This is a genomic window from Paenibacillus sp. SC116, from assembly GCF_024733555.1.
Taxonomy (GTDB): domain Bacteria; phylum Bacillota; class Bacilli; order Paenibacillales; family Paenibacillaceae; genus Paenibacillus_B.
In genome coordinates, this window is record NZ_JANIOF010000004.1 from 198,152 (window position 1) to 219,160 (window position 21,009).

Genomic DNA, 21,009 nt, shown 5'->3' on the forward strand with positions numbered 1-21,009 from the left:
CGTTCCTCTGTTAACGACACAGCTGTCGAAATATGCAAGGAGCATTAGCTTGGCTGCATAAGCATTATCATTCTAACCCATACGATTCGGATAGGGGGATGCACAATGAATATCCATGAATATCAAGGCAAAGAAGTATTAAAACAATACGGCGTTGCTGTACCGAATGGTAAAGTTGCGTTCAGCGTGGATGAAGCCGTGCAAGCTGCAGAACAATTAGGTACACCAGTAGTAGTCGTTAAGGCTCAAATTCATGCAGGCGGCCGCGGTAAGGCAGGCGGTGTTAAAGTTGCGAAGGGCCTAGATGAGGTTCGTGCCTATGCAAGCGAAATACTAGGTAAAGTGCTCGTAACACACCAAACTGGCCCTGAGGGTAAAGAGGTTAAGCGTCTCTTAATAGAGGAAGGCTGCGACATCAAGAAAGAATACTACGTTGGTATTGTAGTAGATCGCGCGACAGGACGCGTCGTTATGATGGGTTCTGAAGAGGGCGGTATGGATATCGAAGAGGTAGCAGAGAACACGCCTGAAAAGATTATTAAAGTTGTAGTTGATCCAGCTGTAGGGCTTCAAGTATTCCAAGCTCGCAAGTTGGCATACGACATTAATATCCCAGGTGAGCTTGTGAACAAAGCAGTTAAGTTCATGCTGGCTCTCTATCAAGCTTTCGTAGATAAAGATTGCTCGATCGCAGAGATCAATCCTCTTGTTGTTACTGGTGACGGACAAGTTATGGCATTGGATGCGAAGTTGAACTTCGATTCTAACGCACTATATCGCCATAAAGATATTTTGGAATATCGTGACCTTGATGAAGAAGATGAGAAAGAAATCGAAGCATCCAAGTATGATCTGAGCTACATTGCGTTAGACGGTAACATTGGCTGTATGGTTAATGGTGCGGGTCTTGCGATGTCTACAATGGATATTATCAAATATTATGGCGGCGAGCCGGCTAACTTCCTTGATGTAGGGGGCGGCGCGACGACTGAGAAAGTTACAGAAGCATTCAAAATTATTTTGTCGGATCCGAATGTTAAAGGCATCTTCGTCAACATTTTCGGCGGCATTATGCGCTGTGATGTTATTGCGAACGGTGTGGTTGAAGCGGCGAAGCAAGTTGGCTTAAGTCGTCCACTAGTCGTACGCTTAGAAGGTACGAACGTTGAGATTGGTAAACGCATCTTGAACGAATCCGGCCTGAATATCGTAGCAGCGGATTCCATGGCTGACGGAGCGCAAAAAATTGTCGCTTTGGTTCAATAATCTGGCGAACGAGAGGTGGATGTGCGATGAGTATCTTAATTAACAAAGAAACCAAAGTCATTACACAAGGAATTACGGGCGCTACAGGACTGTTCCACGCGAAAGGCGCCCTTGAATATGGTACACAAATGGTCGGCGGAGTTACACCGGGTAAAGGTGGCACAACGGTTGACATTACACTTGATAACGGTACAGAAGTTAAGCTTCCTGTTTTCAACACGGTTGCAGATGCTAAAGAAAAAACAGGCGCTACGGCAAGCGTTATTTACGTAGCTCCACCATTCGCGGCAGATGCAATCATGGAAGCAGTAGATGCGGACTTGGATCTCGTTATTTGTATTACAGAAGGAATTCCTGTTCTTGATATGGTAAAAGTGAAGCGCTATATGGAAGGCAAGCGTACGGTTCTTATCGGACCTAACTGCCCAGGCGTAATCACACCAGGCGAGTGCAAGATTGGTATTATGCCTGGATACATCCATGCACCAGGACATGTTGGTGTTGTTTCCCGTAGTGGAACATTGACATACGAAGCTGTACATCAGTTGACAACGCGCGGTATCGGGCAATCGTCTGCTGTAGGTATCGGTGGTGACCCGGTTAAAGGCTCTGAATTCATCGATATTTTAAGCCGTTTCAATGATGATCCGGACACATATGCTGTTATCATGATTGGCGAAATCGGTGGTACAGCTGAAGAAGAGGCGGCAGAATGGGTTAAAGCTAACATGAAGAAACCTGTCGTTGGCTTCATCGGCGGTGCAACAGCGCCTCCAGGGAAGCGTATGGGACATGCTGGCGCAATTATTTCCGGCGGCAAAGGTACGGCGGCTGAGAAAATTGCGGTTCTTGAGGCATGCGGCATCCAAGTGGCGCCTACACCTTCTGAAATGGGCTCTACATTGGTTCGTGTTCTTGAAGAGAAGGGTATGTTGAAAGACTGTATTACACATCAACACGCGTAATAATTTCATATAGCAGTTAAATAAGGTAAGCAACCTTTTGCACTTGAGTGCGAGAGGTTGCTTATTTTTATTTACATCACGTCGAATGAGTCGGTTAACATCTTAATTTTGAAATTTTATTTTACAAACTTATCAAGAGAAGTATTGGTTAGAGCTTGTTTTTTTTCAGGTGTTATGTAAAGGAATCGTAGGGATATTGCAAAGTTAAGATATACGCATGTAAACGTATACTTGCATTCTGTCTTAAGGTAAAGCAAAATAAGGGGAGCGGTTGACCAGCTTCCTTCATCTGTAAGAGGAGGAAAGAAGATGAGTCGAATGTGGAGGATTCAAGATTGTTTGTTTGCCTTACATCAAATAAAGGGTATAGGTTGGCATACAATCGATACATGCATCAAACTGCTTGGGGGCGAGCAATTGCCTGCATGGCTTGATCGGCCATATGCAGAGTGGATAGATGTGGGATTTAAGCCTGCTTTTGCACAACGCCTTGCTGCAGGGTACACGACGGGCGATTTGCAAAAAAGGTTGGAGCTGACGTATAAATCAGGTATAGATTGGATTACGATGTATGATGAAAGCTACCCAGAATGCTTGAAGGAGATCCATGAGCCACCTTGGGTGTTATATGGCCGTGGAGATTGGTCTGTGGCACAGCAATATTCCATCGCTATTGTCGGTACACGAAACCCAACTGTCTATGGCAAGACAGTGGCAAAGTCTTTATCTTCGCAATTGACGGATCATGGATTAGTCGTGGTGAGCGGGCTTGCACGTGGCATTGATGCCGTAAGTCATGAGGGAGCGCTGAATAATGGGCAAACGATAGCCGTACTTGGTACGAGCTCTGACGCGATTTATCCCGCCCAACACAATCATTTAGCAGAAAAGATAGCAGCGTCTGGCTTGGTCCTAACCGAGTACCCCTTAGGAACCCCAGGGCATCCTGGTATGTTTCCACGACGCAATCGTATTATTGCTGGACTTAGTTTAGGGACAGTCGTTGTCGAGGCAGCTGTTAGAAGCGGGGCGCTTATTACAGCGCAGTTTGCATTAGAAGCTTCGCGAGATATATTTGCAGTCCCAGGTCCCGTTACTTCACCTAAATCCGCAGGGACATTCGAATTGTTGAAGCAGGGGGCTAAGCCTGTTGCAACAGCAGGGGATATTGTGGAAGAATACGTTCACCTGTTGACAAGCCTGCCTAAGTCATACAATAATGAAACGGTCGTAGCTGTGAAGGCTAATGAATTGCTGAATGATATGGAGCAATTGTTGCTCCATATCATAAATGCACAAGATTGTACACTTGATGAGCTATTTCAGAAGAGTGGCATGCCATTTGCGAAGTTACATCAGCATTTGTTATCCTTACAAATAAAAAGACGTATTTATGAACATCAACCTGGAGTGTATCGTTCGTTATGAATGATTATTCTCAAGGAATTATAGGATAGTATTGATTGGTTGTCGGAGAGGAGGATGCGCCTATGGCGGATTCACTAGTTATTGTAGAATCACCAACTAAGGCCAAATCCATTGGCAAGTACTTAGGTAGTAAATATATTGTTAAAGCATCGATGGGCCATGTGCGTGATCTGCCGAAGAGTCAGATTGGAGTAGAAGTAGATAACAACTTCAATCCTAAATATATTACGATCCGTGGCAAGGGTTCTATTCTTAAGGAATTAAGAGATGCACGGAAAAAAGTAAAAAAAGTTTATCTTGCGGCTGACCCGGATCGCGAAGGAGAAGCGATCGCATGGCATCTTGCTCATGTGTTGGAATTGGATGAAGCAGAGCCATGCCGAGTCGTCTTCAATGAGATAACGAAGCAAGCGGTGAAGGATGCGTTTAAGACACCGCGTCAAATTAATATGGATCTTGTGCATGCACAGCAAGCAAGACGTATCCTTGACCGTTTGGTCGGCTACAAGATTAGTCCATTGCTTTGGAAAAAGGTGAAAAAGGGATTGTCCGCTGGACGTGTCCAGTCCGTAGCAGTCAAGCTCATTATGGACCGTGAGAATGAAATTAACATGTTTGTTCCAGAGGAATACTGGACCATCACAGCAATGCTGAAGAGTGACAAGTCTCCGATAGAAGCGAAGTTCCACAGTATGGACGGAGTGAAGAAGGAGCTAGGCTCTCAAGCTGATGTATCTGCTATTATGGATGCGATAGGGAAGAAGTCGTTTGAAGTGAAAGAAGTGAAGGAGAAAGAGCGTTTGCGTCATCCTTCGCCACCTTTCACAACAAGCTCGGTGCAGCAGGAAGCGGCCCGTAAATTGAATTTCCGTGCTGGTAAGACGATGTCTGTAGCACAGCAATTATATGAAGGGGTTGACTTAGGCAAAGAAGGTACCGTTGGTCTTATTACTTATATGCGTACAGATTCGACGCGTGTTTCTCCTGTTGCCCAAGAAGAAGCGAGTACTTACTTAATTGAGAAGTTCGGAGCAGATTACGTACCAGAAACACCACGTCAATATGTTAAGAAAGCTGCTAATGCACAGGATGCGCATGAGGCAATTCGTCCTACTTCTGTACTTCGTGACCCTGAAACATTAAAGCCTTTCTTGTCTCGTGATCAACTTCGCTTGTATAAGCTCATTTGGGAGCGATTCGTAGCGAGCCAAATGACCTCTGCTGTTATGGATACAATGACAGTGGATTTACTGGCTGGAGGAGCTTTGTTCCGCGCAAATGGTTCCAAGGTACGTTTCCCTGGATTTATGAAGGTCTATGTAGAAGGAAACGATGACGGTACGGTAGAAACCGATAAATTGCTCCCGCCACTAACTGTGGGAGACAAATTGAAACAGGAAACCATCGAGCCCAAGCAGCACTTTACACAGCCGCCGCCGCGATATACAGAGGCACGTATGATTAAGACGCTTGAAGAGTTGGGTATAGGCAGACCTAGTACGTATTCGCCTACACTGGAGACGATCCAGAAACGCGGCTATGTTGCAATCGAGGAGAAAAAGTTTGTACCTACAGAACTTGGAGAGTTGGTCATTCAGCAAATGGAAGAGTTCTTCCCAGAAATTCTTGATGCAGAATTTACTGCACATATGGAAGAAGATCTCGATCAAGTAGAAGATGGCCAGCAGCAGTGGGATCAAGTACTTAGCAATTTCTATGAATCATTCGAGAAGCGACTGACAGTTGCCGAAGAAGAAATGAAAGAAATAGAAATTGAAGATGAAGTGTCCGATGAAATATGTGAAAAATGTGGTAGACATTTCGTGTATAAGATCGGAAGATTTGGCAAGTTTCTTGCTTGTTCAGGGTTCCCTGACTGCCGGAATGCGAAGCCGATCGTTAAAGATACTGGGGTAGCATGTCCAACTTGCAACGAAGGTAAGCTTGTGGAGCGTCGAAGCAAGAAAGGACGCGTATTCTACGGCTGTGATCGTTATCCAGAATGTGATCATGTGATGTGGGATAAACCATCGTCGAAGCCTTGTCCAAGCTGTGGTAAGTTAATGGTTGAGAAGCGCTCCAAGCAAGGTACGAAGCTGCAATGTACACAGTGTGACCATAATGAAGTATTACAAGAATCAGAAGAAGAATAGTTGAATCGTTACAGGTACAGTTTTGTAACAATGGAGAGGGGTACATCATAGATGGATAAGCCGAGAGTAACCGTCATTGGTGCCGGCTTAGCGGGCAGTGAAGCGGCATGGCAAATAGCACAGCAGGGGGTTCCTGTTACCTTATACGAGATGAGACCGGTACGCAAAACACCAGCTCATCACACCGATCAATTTGCAGAGCTTGTATGCTCTAATAGTTTGCGGGCAAATGGCTTGACGAATGCAGTAGGTGTTATTAAAGAAGAAATGCGCATGATGAATTCTCTAGTACTCAAAGCTGCTGACAAACATGCTGTTCCAGCTGGTGGAGCCTTAGCGGTAGACCGTGACGGCTTCTCCGGTGAAATTACAGAGACATTAAAAAATCACCCGCTAATTGAAGTTCGTAACGAAGAAATGGAATCTATTCCATTGGATGGGATTACGGTAATTGCGACAGGTCCGTTGACATCTCCAGCTTTGTCACAGCAAATTAAAGATTTGATGGGCGAAGAATACTTCTATTTCTATGATGCAGCTGCGCCAATAATCGATAAAGACAGTATCGATATGGACAAAGTATATCTTGCATCTCGATATGATAAGGGCGAGGCAGCCTATTTGAACTGTCCGATGACAGAAGAGGAATTCAATGCGTTCTATGAGGCGCTGATTACAGCTGAGAAGGCGGAGTTAAAAGAGTTCGAAAAGGAAATTTACTTCGAAGGCTGTATGCCGATTGAAGTTATGATGAAACGTGGGAAACAAACGGCTTTGTTTGGTCCTATGAAGCCAGTCGGGCTTCCTGATCCGAAGACTGGTAAAATTCCATTTGCAGTTATTCAACTTCGTCAAGATAATGCAGCAGGTACGTTGTACAATATGGTTGGTTTCCAAACTCATTTGAAGTGGGGAGAGCAGAAGCGTGTATTCCGTATGATACCAGGCCTTGAGAACGCTGAAATTATACGCTATGGTGTTATGCATCGTAACACGTTCATTAATTCTCCAAAATTGTTGGAGCCGACTTATCAATTTAAGGGACGTCCGTCGCTGTTCTTTGCTGGACAGATGACAGGTGTTGAAGGTTATGTAGAGTCCGCAGCATCTGGTATGATTGCAGGCTTGAACGCTGCTAGATTTGCTCTAGGACAAGAGTGTGTGACACTACCGAAAGAATCTGCTTTAGGCAGTATGGCGCATTATATTACGACTGCAGATGCGAAGCACTTCCAGCCTATGAATGCGAACTTTGGTTTGTTCCCTGCACTCGAAACACGTATTCGCAATAAAAAAGACAAAAATGACGCGCTTGCACAACGAGCGTTGGAATCGATTCGTATCTTTAAAGAAGAGCTTGAAACGATTCATTCTTCATAACGTATATAGAAACAGCAGGATATCCTGCTGTTTCTTTTCGATATACCCACACGAAAGGTGGTTCATCCAATGGAAATGCAGTTTCATGCGACAACAATATGTGCAGTGAGGCATAATGGGCAAGGCGCCATTGCAGGCGATGGACAGGTAACATTCGGCAATAGTATGGTCATGAAGCAGCATGCTCGCAAAGTGCGTAGACTATATCGAGGCCAAGTAGTGGCAGGTTTCGCAGGTTCAGTTGCGGATGCAATCACTTTGTTCGAGAAGTTCGAAGGGAAGCTGGAAGAGCATCATGGTCACTTACAGCGTGCCGCTGTTGAACTTGCTAAGGATTGGCGACAAGATCGAGTGCTTCGCAAGCTGGAGGCGCTGATGATCGTTATGGATAAACAACATATGCTGCTTATTTCGGGCGGTGGAGAGATTATAGAGCCAGATGATGGGATTGTGGCGATTGGCTCTGGGGGCAGCTTTGCCTTGTCAGCAGCTCGTGCATTGAAGCGACATGCTGTTGATATGACAGCGAAAGAAATGGCTGAAGCAGCTCTTCATATTGCAAGTGAAATATGCGTATATACCAATGATAACCTTGTTGTAGAAGAATGCTAAAACAGTAGTTGCAGAAATGGAGGCTAAATGATGAGTGAGCAGGCATGGACACCAAGACAAATTGTGAACGAACTTGATAAATATATTGTTGGTCAAAAAAAAGCAAAGCGTTCCGTCGCTATTGCATTACGCAATCGTTATCGTAGAAGCTTGCTGGAAGAGAACCTTCAAGATGAAATCGTGCCAAAGAATATTTTGCTAATTGGACCTACTGGCGTTGGTAAGACAGAAATAGCACGCCGCTTAGCTAAGCTTGTGAAAGCTCCTTTTGTCAAAGTGGAAGCTACGAAGTTTACTGAGGTAGGTTATGTTGGACGCGATGTGGAGTCTATGGTTCGTGATCTAATTGAAACGGCTATACGTATGGTCAAAAATGAACGTACAGAGAAGGTTAAAGAGAAAGCGGAAGAGCAGGCGAATGAGCGTTTAGTTGAAATTCTTGTTCCCTCTGCAGCTCAATCTTCTCAACAACGCAATCCGTTCGAGATGTTGTTTGGCCAAAATAATGGCTCAGCGAACAAGTCAGAGCCGGAAGTTGACCCGACATTGGATGAGAGACGTCGTAAAACACGCTTTGACTTGTTGTCAGGCAAATTGGAACAAGATGTTGTAGAAATTGATGTGGAAGAAGCAGCGCCTAACATGTTGGATATGTTCTCAGGCCCCGGACAGGAACAAATGGGCATGAACATGCAGGAGATGTTAGGGAGTTTACTGCCGAAGCGGACCAAAAAAAGGAAGTTAATGATTAAAGAAGCCCGTAAAGTACTCACCCAAGAAGAAGCGGCTAAATTGATCGATATGGATGATGTAATCCAAGAATCGATTCATCGCGCGGAACAATCGGGAATTATTTTCATCGATGAAATTGACAAGATTGCATCTAGCAGTCGTGGAAACGGGCCAGATGTATCACGTGAAGGGGTTCAACGTGATATTTTACCAATCGTGGAGGGTTCAACGATCATGACGAAATATGGTCCTGTAAAAACGGATTATGTTTTGTTTATGGCTGCAGGAGCATTTCATATTGCGAAGCCATCTGACTTGATCCCTGAGTTGCAAGGTCGTTTTCCAATTCGTGTAGAGTTGACTAGCTTGTCTACAGACGATTTTGTATCTATTTTAACAGAGCCGAAAAATGCACTTACAAAGCAGTATGTGGAACTACTGCGAACAGAGAAACTTGACCTTGAGTTTTCTGAAGAAGCGATTAGAGAAATAGCTAATATTGCCTATTCGGTCAATCAGAATATGGAGAATATCGGTGCTAGAAGATTGCATACAATTATGGAAAAATTACTGGAGGATTTATCCTTCGAAGCTCCAGAATTAAACTTAGGACAATTTGTAATTACTCCAGAATATGTACGCGAAAAGCTTACGGATATTTCAAAAGATCGTGATTTAAGTCAATACATTCTTTAGGAGTAAAAAACTGTATCTAAGTATTGATAATTTCCCAAAAATTGTCCTATCTTTCGTATGAAAGATAGGGCTTTTTTCATATTGTCATTTTCGACAAATTTTAAGATGATTAAGTTGTTTCGATATATGAACGAATGTAATAATATGAAAAACATGCTCGAATGATGAAAGAAATTAAAATGTTACAGGTAACACTGTCTCATTTTTTTATTTTTTTGTCGAAACATTGCAGGATAATAGCAAGACATGTAGAACTACGATACAAAGGAAAATGTGTAGAATGCGAGGTTAAGTGCATGAATTTAATGGGAGGTTCACACGTTCAGCGCTTAGAAGGTGCTATACAGGCCTCAGTATTGAGACAAAACGTTATTGCGAACAACATTGCTAATGCTGACACCCCTCACTTTAAGCGCTCCGAGGTTCAATTTGAATCATTGCTACGTGACCAGCTCAGCAGCAACAAGCTTAGAGGAAGACGAACTCATGAGAAGCATATGTACATTGGTCCTAGATCCGGGGTACCTCAAGCATCACTCATCCAGGACAAGCAAAGCGTAATGGGGAACAACAAAAACAATGTGGACATGGAACATGAGATGACAGTACAGGCTGAGAATCAGCTTCGTTATTATACTTATGTCCAGCAGCTGAACCATCATATCAACATGATGAAGACAGCTATTGACGCAAGGAGGTAATAAATAATGATAGGCAGTAGCTTTCAAATCAGTGCTTCAGGCCTGACTGCCCAACGATTGCGAATGGATGTTATTTCAGCTAACATTGCCAACGCTGAATCGACTCGTGCTCAATATGTAAACGGGCAGTTCGTACCATACCGACGTAAAATGGTTGCAATGTCACCAACAGAACCGACTTTTCAACAATCATTGAACGCAGCTATGAATGGACAATCTACTCCTCGTGGCGTAAAAGTCACTCAAATTAAAGCAGATGAAACTCCATTTAAGCGAGTCTATCAGCCAACACATCCTGATGCAGATGCACAAGGTTACGTATCCTTGCCGAATGTTGATATTGCAAAAGAAATGGTAGATATGATCTCTGCTACACGCTCCTATGAGGCTAATGTCACGGCCCTGAATGCTTCCAAGTCAATGATAATGAAAGCACTAGAGATTGGTAGAGGCTAATATGCAACAAGCTATAATTGACTAGGAGGTCCACCATGATTCATAATTCGATTTCACCTGTGCAAACAGGCTCAATCTCAGGAATGAGCAATGTAATTAAACCGACATCTCCAGCTGAGATTACAGAATCCTTCAACTCATTCCTTACAGACGCAATTTCAAAATTAGAGCATCAAGAACAACAAGTACATAATGTAAATGACAAGTTCCTAATAGGTGAGGCCAGTGTTGATCAGGTTATGATTACCTCGGAACGTGCGCTTCTTAGCTTGCAATTAACAACTCAAGTTCGCAACAAGGTGATTGAAGCGTATCAAGAGATCATGCGCATTCAACTGTAATGTCGTGATGTCTTACACAGTATTGGTGGGGTGACGAGGTGTGAATGAAAAAATTGGCCAGTATCGGGAGCGAGTTACCCAGTACTGGAATCAGTACAGTAAGAAGCAGAAGCTGCTTCTAGGATCAACATTTATCATTTTACTTTTAGCTATTGGAATCGTTACATATCAGTTATCCAAGACAGAATATTCACTAGCTTTTAAAGATTTGAATGCTAGTGACGCTGCAGGAATTATCGAGTATTTAAACACGAACAGCATCCCATATCAACTAAGTGCTGATGGAGCCTCTATCTCAGTTCCAGCGGCTATGGCAGCAAAAGCAAAGGTTGATGTTGGCGCACAAGGTATCGTACAGAATGGTTCTCTCGGTTTTGACTCCTTCGCTCCAGACGGAATGATGGGCGGGATGACCGATAACGTGTTCGATGTTCGTTACAAAGACGCTCTTAATGGTGAAGTTGAGCGTTTGCTAGGACAAATGGAAGGCATCCAAAGTGCGCAAGTATTAATTAATTTGCCGCAAGAAACCGTATTTATGGAAGCAGAAAAGCCGCAAGCTTCTGCATCAATTGTTTTGCAATTCAAACCAGGCTATGTGCCAGATCAAAAAGTGATAGACGGATACTTCAATCTAGTAAGTACTGCTGTACCTAACTTAGAGATCGACAATATAAGCATGATGACAGGGAACAGCCCATTGCATGCATCAAGCTCGAGTAATGGTGTAAATGGTTCATTCCTTGGGACCGTTGATGATCAGTTGGCTGTACAACGTAGATATGAACGTGAACTAAGTGAAAAGGTTCGCATGTTCTTATCCAGTTTCGTAGGTCCTGACAAAGTTAATGTTTTGATCTCTTCTAATTTAAACTTCGATATTCAGACCGAAGAGCACAATGAAGTTAAGCCCGTTGACGAAGAGAACATGAAAGGTATCGAGATTAGCGTCGAAGAGCTGCAAGAATCATTTAATGGCAGCGGCGCTGGTGAAGGTGGAGTTGCAGGTGTTGGCGATGGTGAAGTTCCCAATTACCCAGGCGACACTAACAGCGGTCAAACGCAATCCGAAAAGTCACAGCGTACCGTAAACTATGAAGTAACGCGGATCAAGAAAGCGATACAATCTAGCCCATATGCTGTAACAGATTTAACCATTCATGCAGCTGTTGAATCACAACTTAGTGATGAACAACGACTAGCAATTGAAAAAGTTCTTAAGTCTATCGTTGCTGCGCAACTGCAGACAACAGCAGCAAAAAATAACATTACTATTACAGACGAGATGTTAGGCCCAAAAGTTTCTGTACTTACGCAAAATGAGACTAATGTAGCGGTAACAACTGAGTCTGGAATCCCGACATGGGTATGGTATGGGGCTGGAGTCCTCTTATTATTGCTTGTTGGTGGCGGAATTGCATTTGCTGTAATGCGCAAGCGAAAACGTCAAGAAGAGGAATATGAACTCGATGATGTGCAATTTATTCCGACAAATATCGAGCTTCCTTCGATCGATTTGGAACATGTTACAAGTGAGCACCAAGTGCGTAAGCAGTTGGAAGCTCTAGCAAAGAAAAAGCCAGAAGAGTTTGTGAACTTGCTACGAACTTGGCTACTAGATGATTCGAGGTGAGCAGATAATGGCTAGAGGTTCAGTTAGTTTGACAGGCAGACAAAAAGCAGCAATTCTGCTCATATCATTAGGGCCGGAAGTGTCAGCACAAATTTTTAAGCATTTACGCGATGAAGAGATTGAGCAATTGACATTAGAAATTGCGAATGTACGCAAAGTAGATACACCTGAGAAGGAGCAGGTTTTAAGTGAGTTTCATCAAATCTGCTTAGCTCAAGAGTACATTTCTCAAGGCGGTATTAATTATGCGAAAGAGATTTTGGAGAAAGCATTGGGCTCCTCTAAAGCTATCGATATTATTAATCGCTTGACAGCAACTTTGCAGGTGAGACCATTTGACTTCGCTCGGAAGGCAGATGCACTTCAAATTTTGAACTTTATTCAAAATGAAAGTGCTCAAACGATTGCATTGGTATTGTCTTATTTGCAAACCGAGCAATCTTCTCAGATTCTGTCCTCGTTAGCTCCAGAGAAGCAGGCAGAAGTAGCACGTCGTATTGCCTTGATGGATAGCACTACACCTGAAGTAATCAGTCAGGTAGAGTCTGTGTTGGAACAGAAGTTGTCAGCGACCGTTACACAGGATTACACAAGTGCAGGCGGCATCGAATCAATTGTAAACATCTTGAACGGTGTAGACCGTGGTACAGAACGTACCATCTTGGATTCGCTTGAAATTCAAGATCCTGAACTTGCCGAAGAAATTAAGAAGCGGATGTTTGTATTCGAAGATATCGTCAATATCGACAATCGTTCGATTCAACGTATTATCCGTGATCTCGATAACAGTGATCTACAGCTTGCTCTTAAAGTGGCAAGCGAAGATGTGCGAAATGCTGTATTCCGCAACATGTCGAAGCGAATGGCGGATACATTCAGAGAAGAAATGGAGTTTATGGGCCCAGTGCGACTGCGTGACGTTGAGGAAGCTCAGACTCGAATCGTGGCAATTATTCGCCGTCTAGAAGAGTCTGGGGAGATCATTATCGCACGTGGCGGAGGAGACGATATCATTGTCTAATGTGATCAAACCTTCTCACTATGTACCTGTTGAACAGCTCCGCCTGCTTGAAGCAGTGCGCAAGCACCAGCAGCTGCAGCAAGAAGAAGCTGCAGCTGCCAAAACAGAAGAAGAATGGAATGCAGAGCGATTGTTGGCGCAGGATGAGCAGTTGGCTTACTTGCGCCGCACGATACTGGATGATGCGCAAACGTTGGCAGAGGATCAAGTACGTCATGCGACCGCTGAGGCGGAACAATTAATAGAACAAGCTCAAGCGCAGATCGCAACATGGTGGAACGAACGTCGCAGTGAAGATGATGTTTTACGTGATGAGATCCGAACAGAAGCACAATCAACAGGGTATGCTGAGGGTTACGAACGGGCTGAAGTTGCTGTAGAAGAAGTATATTCCAGCAAGGTTTCAGAGTCAGCAGCAATTCTTGAGCAAGCTTATCAGCTCAAGGAACAGATCATTCAAGAAGCCGAGCCGTTCGTTGTATCACTCAGTTGTATCATCGCAGAGAAAATAATGAATGAACAAGTTGCTATTGAGCCAGAGCGCATTGTCGATATGATTCGTACGCAATTATTGCGTAAGCGAGAATCTGGAACAATTACATTATGTGTCTCTGCAGAGCATTTCAACATGCTTCATGCAGCGAGAGAAGAACTGAGTCTATCGATAGATTCGCAAGCAGAACTGCAAATTATACCAGATGCTACGGTTAAAGATCACGGCTGTGTGATCCGTTCAGCACTTGGTAGCATCGATGCGAGAATTGATACGCAGCTAGCTGAGATAAAGAAAGCACTCTTGCAAGTTGCGCATCAACAAGAGGAGAGAAGCGATAATGACATCTAATACCCATTATCGTTGGAATGTTGAGAAGTATAAGGAACGATTAGAACATGTTGATTCTGTACGTGTTAACGGAAAAGTTACTCAGGTAATTGGTCTGACTGTGGAATCGGAGGGGCCAGATGCAAGCATCGGAGAGGTGTGCTATATCTATCCGAGCAAAGGCAGAAACCCTTTAAAGGCCGAAGTTGTAGGTTTCCGTGATAATAAAGTTCTTTTGATGCCATTAGGGGAACTAGACGATATTGGTCCTGGCTGTGATGTTGTAGGTACGGGTAAGCCATTAACGGTACAAGTTGGTTCTGAGCTGCTTGGCAAAGTGCTTAATGGGCTAGGAGAACCTTTGGATGGCTCGTACTTACCAACCAGAATGAAGCCATATTCTACTTCTAATAGCCCGGCTAATCCATTGAAGCGAATGCGGGTTGAAGAACCTATTGGTGTAGGTGTAAGAGCGATTGATGGGTTGCTGACAATTGGTAACGGTCAGCGTGTCGGTATATTTGCTGGATCAGGCGTCGGGAAAAGTACGCTTCTAGGTATGATCGCTCGTAATACAGCAGCAGATGTAAACGTCATTGCCTTAATTGGTGAACGTGGACGAGAAGTGTTGGAATTCATTGAACGTGATCTTGGTCCTGAGGGTCTCGCACGATCAGTGGTTATAGTTGCTACCTCAGATCAACCGGCACTAGTACGGATTAAAGGTGCAGTCATTGCTACGACGATTGCGGAGTATTTCCGAGACAGAGGCATGAATGTCATGCTGATGATGGATTCGGTGACTCGATATGCGATGGCTATGCGTGAAGTTGGACTTGCAATTGGTGAGCCGCCAGCGACGCGAGGCTACACTCCGTCTGTCTTTGCTAATTTGCCGAAACTGTTGGAACGAAGCGGTACAGGAACCCATGGTTCCATTACTGCCTTTTATACCGTTCTCGTCGATGGGGATGATATGAACGAACCAATAGCCGATGCTGTACGAGGCATATTAGATGGGCATATTGTACTGAATCGAAATATTGCTCATAAAGGACATTTCCCGGCTATTGATGTACTTGCAAGCATAAGTCGAGTTATGAAAGATATCGTGAGCGAGGAACATCAACTGGCAGCTGAGCAGCTAAAACGTCTGTTGGCCGTATATCGCGAGTCGGAAGATTTGATTAATATCGGGGCGTATCAACATGGTTCGAACCCAACTATTGACGAAGCCATTGCTTCCATTGAAGCCATAAATGATTTTACGAAACAGCGTATACACGAGCACCCTGATTATGAGGAAACGATTGAACGATTGAAGATGCAATTCACAAGGAGTGAGTAATAGGTGAAAGGTTTCCAGTATCCTTTTCAAAAGGTACTCGATCTAAAGACAAACACGAAAAAGCAGGCGGAATGGATGTTGTCGCAAGCAATTGGTGAGCTTCAAGCAGAAGAAGATTCATTGTCTCGTGTTAAGCAAGAACGTCATGATGCGACTATTACTTTGCAGGAACTGGTAAACGCATGTGCACCTGTTCATGAGCTTCAAATGTGGCAGCATCACATTCTATATTTGGATGAGAAGCTAATCGTTCAGTTTCAACGTGTCAAGCAAGCGGAAGGCGTCGTATCCACGAAACAAAGTGCCTTGCACCAATGCATGTCCGATGAAAAGTTATGGGTGAAAGCTCGTGAAAAAGCAGAACAGCAATTTAAGCTTCAAGTTTCGTTGATAGAGCAAAATGAACTCGACGAAATGGCTACAGTACGATATTTTATGGCTTCTCGTTAGTGTAAAGATTACATAACATCTATACCCGCCGCACAAGCAGGAGGGATAACTATGGCGCAAGAGATGTATGAAGAAAAGACGTCTTATTCAGGGTTTGAACGCTTTTTGTTTATCATTACACCGATCGTATTTACGGTTATTTTACTAGGTGTATTGCTGACGCTGTTCAATGTAGATTGGCGCAACAATATTTTAAGTTGGGCAGAAGACATACCTGTTATTAATAAGCTTCTACCTGAATCGGATAAGAAGGAAGCAGCTGAAGGATCAGACAAAAGTCAGGATGAAGAGAAAGGTTCCTCTCCATCAGATCCCTCAGCAGAAGAGCAAATTGCTGATTTGAAGGAGTTGCTCGCTTCCAAGGATAAGGATTTGAGAGTTTTGGCTGATAAACGCCAAGCACTTGAATCGGAAGTTAAAGACTTAAAACAACAAGTTGAAACGTTTAAGCAAGAGAAAGAAAGCACAGATCAAGATGGTTATACAAAGCAAATTAAAGAACTTGCTTCCATGTATGGAAAAATGATGCCTAGCAAAGCAGCTCCAATTATGGAAAATTGGGCGCCTGAAGAGGTAAGTCTCATTATGAATGAGATGAAAGAAGAGCAGCGTGTAAAAATTTTAGAGAAAATGAAACCTAAAACAGCTGCTGAAGTAAGTATGATGCTTAAGGAAAGCAAGTCTTCTGAAAATCAGCAGATTGCAGCTCTGCAAGCAAGATTGAAGAAACAGCAAGTGCAAGAAAAGTCCCACACGGGCCTTGATAAAGCAGCATTATCTAAAACATTTGCCAGCATGACTCCACAAAGTGGTGCTGAAGTGCTGCTAGAAACAGCGAAGGTAAGTCCGACTAAGGCGTTGGCAGTATTGAATACGGTGGATGATAACGTACGCTCTAAACTGTTAGACGCTATGACTAAGATCGATAAAGAAGCGACAGCTAAGCTTGTTGCTAAGCTGCTTCCTAATCAGTAGAAATAAGTTGATTTGTAGATAAATGTTAAGTGGCAAGATGAGCTTGGGAGTCTTAAAGAAAGGAGGTGAAAAATGATGACAATGAACGTATCAAGCGTTTCTGCAACAAGCGCAGCTTCCTCTGTGGCTGGAAATAACACTACTTCTACTAGTGGTGTGACACCAGTTGATGGAGCAGCATTTAGCAGCTCACTTGCGCAGCTGATGAATGGTTCTTCGACTGCTGCTTCTCAAACAGGGCTTGCTTATCCTTTGCCATTACTAGCGGATGCTTCTCTAATAGAAGGTGACGAGCAACTAGCTCTAATCGAACAATTACTTGTTCAATTAGAGAGCGCCCTTAAAGGAGCGGAGCAACAGATCGAACAGGATCCAAGCCTGCTGGATGCATTACAGCAATGGATTGTACAAGCTCAAAATTTGTTAACACAACAGGATGGCAATTCATTATCTGCTGAACAGCAAGCAGCGATTCAAGCGTTGATGAGCCAGCCGCAAACGGTAAGTATTGTTGCACTTGATCAGTTCCAACAATTTGCACAATACGCGCGTGTGATGACGAACCAAGCAGCTGGTGAAATGGCTGCTGTAAAGGTAGACGATATGCTGCAGCATCTGAAACAACTTGGTGAAGTGCTAATGAAGCATCAGCAATCGAACCCGAATCAGACAGCTATCGCGAATGTGCTGGCTCAAGTAACGGATACGAACACGGTTGGGGCCGAGACATTGCGCCAATCGCTTACTGCTACAGCTCACCAAGAGCAAAGTATTGGCAAGAGTGGTGAAATGATGGCGACAGCAATGAGCAATGATGGAACGGAAGCGCCGACTCAACATATGACAGTTAGCCAGTTTGCTCTTCGAGCAGAAGGGATGACTTCAGCTAAACCGATTCCGCAAGTGCCAATTCAGCAATTTGCTCATAACATGGGCGAGATGTTGATCAAGCAAATGTCTATTCGTCACTTTAACGGTACTTCGGAAGCAAAGATTCGACTGTATCCTGAGCATTTGGGACAAGTAGATATTAAGATTACGATGCAGAATGGTCAATTGATAGCTCAGTTCTTTACCGAACATGCTGGGGCAAAGGATATGATCGACCAACAACTTGCTTCTCTACGTGGTGCGCTGCAAGCTTCTGGTATCCAGGTAGACAAACTAGAAGTAAGTCAGCATTCAACTACTGAAGCTTCCGCAATGGCATCTTCGATGTTCCAAGGCGATCGTCAATCTCATTCGAGTAAAGAGCAGCACTCTTCTAACCGTTCTTCTTCTAAGGCGGATAGCGTGAAGTTGGATGCGAATAATGTCGAAGGATTAGAGTCGGAAGACCAAGTGCATCGTGCATCTTCCAGCCTAGCTGGTTCTTCCTTTGAAGCTAGTGCCTAAGAATTTCTTTTCGGGACCTACAAGCGGTAAGGAGGTGTACAAATGACGAGTGTCAATGCAGGTGTAAACAATCATTTAATGTGGCCTAACTATCATCAAGATAATTTGAAGCTTGCTAAGCCCTATGACGGCAATCAATTGGGCAAAGATGATTTTTTGAAAATATTGATGACGCAATTGCAGAATCAAGACCCGACGCAGCCGCTGCAAGATAAAGAATTTATTGCGCAAATGGCACAGTTCACGTCGGTAGAGCAGTTAACATCTATCAATCAACAGTTGAACACGTTGCAGCAATCGTTCGGCATGTCTTCTAACCTAATCGGCAAGCAGATTTCTTGGACATCTGGAGGGGAAATGGGCACAGATGGCCAACCAGGTGAAACGACACTGAAATCTGGAGTTGTCGATTCTATCATCGTTCGCAATGGCTTGACCTATGCGAAGGTAGGAGCAGAAGAAGTTGATATGACGGTTATTTCGGAGATTCGAAATGCGAGTGATGGAAGTGCTAGTAGTCCATCACCATCCAATTCCGATAAGGAAACGGATGTGAGTGCATGAGAATGAATATCCCGATTGGGGTGATTGGACAATCACCTTCAATACATCAAACAGCTAAAGTGCCGACAAAGGCAGCTTCCTTACAAGGGAATGCTACGTTTCAACAAATGTTGGACCGCGAAATTTCACGCACGGGAGAGCTTCGCTTTAGTCATCATGCAGAGCAGCGTATGAAAGAGCGTGGGTTGAAATTAACGCCTGAGTTGATGGACAAGTTGAACAAAGCCATAGTTGAAGTAGAGGCCAAAGGATCAAGACAATCCCTGCTCCTTGCTGATAATGCGGCTTATATTGTTAATGTACCTTCTCGAACGGTAATTACAGCTTTAGCGGATCCTTACAAACAAGGTCATGTATTTACCGCGATTGATAGTACCGTATTTATTTAAATCATGTTTGGCCGGACCATTTGGGGGCCTTTTGTCCGCTGACCGACTGATGTGGACACAAATGCAAGTTCAATTAAGGAGGATAAACGATGATTCGTTCTATGTATTCAGGAGTATCGGGTATGCGTGGCTTCCAAACGAAACTCGATGTCATTGGTAACAATATTTCCAATGTAAATACAGCTGGTTTCAAAAAAGGTCGCGTTATGTTTAAAGATATTATGAGTCAAACGATGTCTGGTGTTACTGCTCCAGGCGACGGTCGAGGCGGCGTAAACGCGATGCAAGTAGGTCTTGGTGTGTCTATAGCTGCGATCGACACGGTACACACAGGCGGTAGTGCAATGACAACAAACCGTCCGCTAGATCTTCGTATTGATGGTGATGGATTTTTCGCTGTTAAATTGAATGAAGATCAAGAAGCGCCTTTCCTAACGCGTGCGGGTGATTTCCATATGGATGCAGAGCGTCAATTGGTTACTGCTGACGGACTCCTCGTATCCAGTATGGATGGTGGAATCATTCAAATCCCAGAGGATGTAACTAATTTTACAATCTCTCAAACGGGTCAAATCATAGCGAAAATGGAAGACGGAACAACTGAGGCGCTTGATGTGCAAATCGGTATGGTTAAAGTGGTTAACCCTGAAGGTCTGGAAAAGCTAGGCGGCAATCTGTATCGTGTAACACCGAATGCGGCAATCGATGGTGAAATTGAGATCGTAGCTGCTGGTGATCTTGCTGCAGGAACAGGCGCAATTATTTCCGGTCAGCTGGAAATGTCAAACGTAGATTTAACAGAAGAGTTCACAGAAATGATCGTTGCTCAGCGTGGTTTCCAAGCCAACTCACGTATCATTACGACTTCTGATGAAGTACTTCAAGAAGTAGTTAACCTCAAACGTTAATCATTGATTGTTCAATATTAATGTAAGCTTTATCTCGGTCGCCCATCATGGGCGACCGAGCAAACAGAGGCGAGGAGGAGGGAATCGGGCATGATTAAAGTAACCAAGCTAAACGGTTCGACGGTGTGGATTAATGCCTTACATATCGAATCAGTTGAAGAAACGCCGGATACGTACATAACCCTTTTTAGCGGCAAAAAAATTATTGTCTTAGAAAAAGCTCCTGAAGTCATTCGTCTTATCTCTGAGTATGTTCAATCAGTCGGTGCAATTGCCGGCACGATCAAGCTGCAGTCAACGGAGGGACAGTCATGAAACGAATGTTACCATGGATGATTACAATGCTTCTAGCGATTACGTTGGTAGCACTTGTAATAATAATGGTCATCAACTCTATGAGTGGGAATTCAGAAGGAAATAGTGAAACATCAGCGGTAGTAAGGTTATCAGCAGATGAAATTGTTGAAATGACATCCGAACTGAAAGATATTAAGACGAACCTTGCTGGCCGAGATACAGTAGTAGCAATCGACTTCGCTTTCCAGTTAGATTCAAAGAAGACAAAAGAAGAGTTTGAGAAGATTAAAGAGCTTATTATTAAGCCAGAAGTATTGAAAACATTAGCTGATACGAAGCCAGAGGATTTAGAAGGCACCAAGGGTAAAGACCAGTTGTCTGCTAAGTTGCTGGATCTAATTAATAAGAAGATTCCTGAAGGAAAAGTAATTCAAGTAGACATTACGAATTTCATCATGCAACGTATCTAGCACTAG

The 21,009-nt window shown here is 43.7% G+C and carries 22 protein-coding genes; all 22 read left to right on the top strand.

Annotated features, from left to right (window positions below; genetic code table 11):
• Positions 1–105: 105 nt before the first annotated feature.
• Positions 106–1,266, top strand: coding sequence for an ADP-forming succinate--CoA ligase subunit beta (sucC, locus tag NQ117_RS17140; protein WP_258279238.1), 1,161 nt, complete (start codon positions 106–108; stop codon positions 1,264–1,266).
• 26 nt (positions 1,267–1,292) lie between these two features.
• Positions 1,293–2,231, top strand: a complete 939-nt coding sequence (sucD, locus tag NQ117_RS17145; protein WP_258279239.1) for a succinate--CoA ligase subunit alpha — start codon at positions 1,293–1,295, stop codon at positions 2,229–2,231.
• 309 nt (positions 2,232–2,540) lie between these two features.
• On the top strand, positions 2,541–3,659 hold the full coding sequence (gene dprA, locus NQ117_RS17150; protein WP_258279240.1) for a DNA-processing protein DprA: 1,119 nt from the start codon (positions 2,541–2,543) through the stop codon (positions 3,657–3,659).
• 62 nt (positions 3,660–3,721) lie between these two features.
• Positions 3,722–5,812: a type I DNA topoisomerase gene (gene topA, locus NQ117_RS17155; protein WP_258279241.1), complete on the top strand. Its 2,091-nt coding sequence runs from the start codon at positions 3,722–3,724 to the stop codon at positions 5,810–5,812.
• Positions 5,813–5,863: 51 nt separating this feature from the next.
• Positions 5,864–7,192, top strand: a complete 1,329-nt coding sequence (trmFO, locus tag NQ117_RS17160) for an FADH(2)-oxidizing methylenetetrahydrofolate--tRNA-(uracil(54)-C(5))-methyltransferase TrmFO (protein WP_258279242.1) — start codon at positions 5,864–5,866, stop codon at positions 7,190–7,192.
• Between the two features lie 69 nt (positions 7,193–7,261).
• A complete protein-coding gene (gene hslV / locus NQ117_RS17165) occupies positions 7,262–7,804 on the top strand; it encodes an ATP-dependent protease subunit HslV (RefSeq protein WP_192023507.1) in 543 nt (180 codons plus the stop codon).
• Positions 7,805–7,834: 30 nt separating this feature from the next.
• Positions 7,835–9,232, top strand: a complete 1,398-nt coding sequence (gene hslU, locus NQ117_RS17170; protein ID WP_258279440.1) for an ATP-dependent protease ATPase subunit HslU — start codon at positions 7,835–7,837, stop codon at positions 9,230–9,232.
• Positions 9,233–9,528: 296 nt separating this feature from the next.
• Positions 9,529–9,933 carry a flagellar basal body rod protein FlgB gene (gene flgB, locus NQ117_RS17175; RefSeq protein ID WP_144990998.1) on the top strand — a complete coding sequence of 135 codons (405 nt, stop codon included), beginning with the start codon at positions 9,529–9,531 and terminating at the stop codon, positions 9,931–9,933.
• Positions 9,934–9,936: 3 nt separating this feature from the next.
• A complete protein-coding gene (flgC, locus tag NQ117_RS17180) occupies positions 9,937–10,389 on the top strand; it encodes a flagellar basal body rod protein FlgC (RefSeq protein WP_144990996.1) in 453 nt (150 codons plus the stop codon).
• A gap of 35 nt (positions 10,390–10,424) precedes the next feature.
• Positions 10,425–10,730 carry a flagellar hook-basal body complex protein FliE gene (gene fliE, locus NQ117_RS17185; protein ID WP_258279243.1) on the top strand — a complete coding sequence of 102 codons (306 nt, stop codon included), beginning with the start codon at positions 10,425–10,427 and terminating at the stop codon, positions 10,728–10,730.
• A 40-nt stretch (positions 10,731–10,770) separates the two neighbouring features.
• Complete coding sequence (fliF, locus tag NQ117_RS17190; RefSeq protein ID WP_258279244.1) at positions 10,771–12,363, top strand: flagellar basal-body MS-ring/collar protein FliF; 1,593 nt, start codon at positions 10,771–10,773, stop codon at positions 12,361–12,363.
• Positions 12,364–12,370: 7 nt separating this feature from the next.
• Entirely contained in the window at positions 12,371–13,384 is a 1,014-nt protein-coding gene (fliG, locus tag NQ117_RS17195; RefSeq protein ID WP_258279245.1) for a flagellar motor switch protein FliG, read from the top strand.
• Positions 13,377–14,228: a FliH/SctL family protein gene (locus tag NQ117_RS17200; protein ID WP_258279246.1), complete on the top strand. Its 852-nt coding sequence runs from the start codon at positions 13,377–13,379 to the stop codon at positions 14,226–14,228. Before fliG ends, NQ117_RS17200 begins: the two co-directional genes overlap by 8 nt.
• Positions 14,218–15,555 (top strand): flagellar protein export ATPase FliI, encoded by a 1,338-nt coding sequence (gene fliI, locus NQ117_RS17205; RefSeq protein ID WP_258279247.1) that lies wholly within the window; start codon positions 14,218–14,220, stop codon positions 15,553–15,555. Before NQ117_RS17200 ends, fliI begins: the two co-directional genes overlap by 11 nt.
• A gap of 3 nt (positions 15,556–15,558) precedes the next feature.
• Entirely contained in the window at positions 15,559–16,005 is a 447-nt protein-coding gene (gene fliJ / locus NQ117_RS17210) for a flagellar export protein FliJ (RefSeq protein WP_258279248.1), read from the top strand.
• Positions 16,006–16,056: 51 nt separating this feature from the next.
• Entirely contained in the window at positions 16,057–16,980 is a 924-nt protein-coding gene (locus NQ117_RS17215) for a MotE family protein (RefSeq protein WP_258279249.1), read from the top strand.
• 72 nt (positions 16,981–17,052) lie between these two features.
• On the top strand, positions 17,053–18,375 hold the full coding sequence (locus NQ117_RS17220; protein ID WP_258279250.1) for a flagellar hook-length control protein FliK: 1,323 nt from the start codon (positions 17,053–17,055) through the stop codon (positions 18,373–18,375).
• A 42-nt stretch (positions 18,376–18,417) separates the two neighbouring features.
• Positions 18,418–18,939 (top strand): flagellar hook capping FlgD N-terminal domain-containing protein, encoded by a 522-nt coding sequence (locus NQ117_RS17225; RefSeq protein WP_258279251.1) that lies wholly within the window; start codon positions 18,418–18,420, stop codon positions 18,937–18,939.
• Positions 18,936–19,328 carry a TIGR02530 family flagellar biosynthesis protein gene (locus NQ117_RS17230; RefSeq protein WP_258279252.1) on the top strand — a complete coding sequence of 131 codons (393 nt, stop codon included), beginning with the start codon at positions 18,936–18,938 and terminating at the stop codon, positions 19,326–19,328. Before NQ117_RS17225 ends, NQ117_RS17230 begins: the two co-directional genes overlap by 4 nt.
• A gap of 89 nt (positions 19,329–19,417) precedes the next feature.
• Positions 19,418–20,236, top strand: coding sequence for a flagellar basal body rod protein FlgG (flgG, locus tag NQ117_RS17235; protein ID WP_258279253.1), 819 nt, complete (start codon positions 19,418–19,420; stop codon positions 20,234–20,236).
• Between the two features lie 90 nt (positions 20,237–20,326).
• Positions 20,327–20,551, top strand: a complete 225-nt coding sequence (locus NQ117_RS17240) for a flagellar FlbD family protein (protein ID WP_258279254.1) — start codon at positions 20,327–20,329, stop codon at positions 20,549–20,551.
• Complete coding sequence (locus tag NQ117_RS17245; RefSeq protein WP_258279255.1) at positions 20,548–21,003, top strand: flagellar basal body-associated FliL family protein; 456 nt, start codon at positions 20,548–20,550, stop codon at positions 21,001–21,003. The genes NQ117_RS17240 and NQ117_RS17245 overlap by 4 nt, the downstream gene beginning before the upstream one ends.
• Positions 21,004–21,009 lie beyond the last annotated feature (6 nt).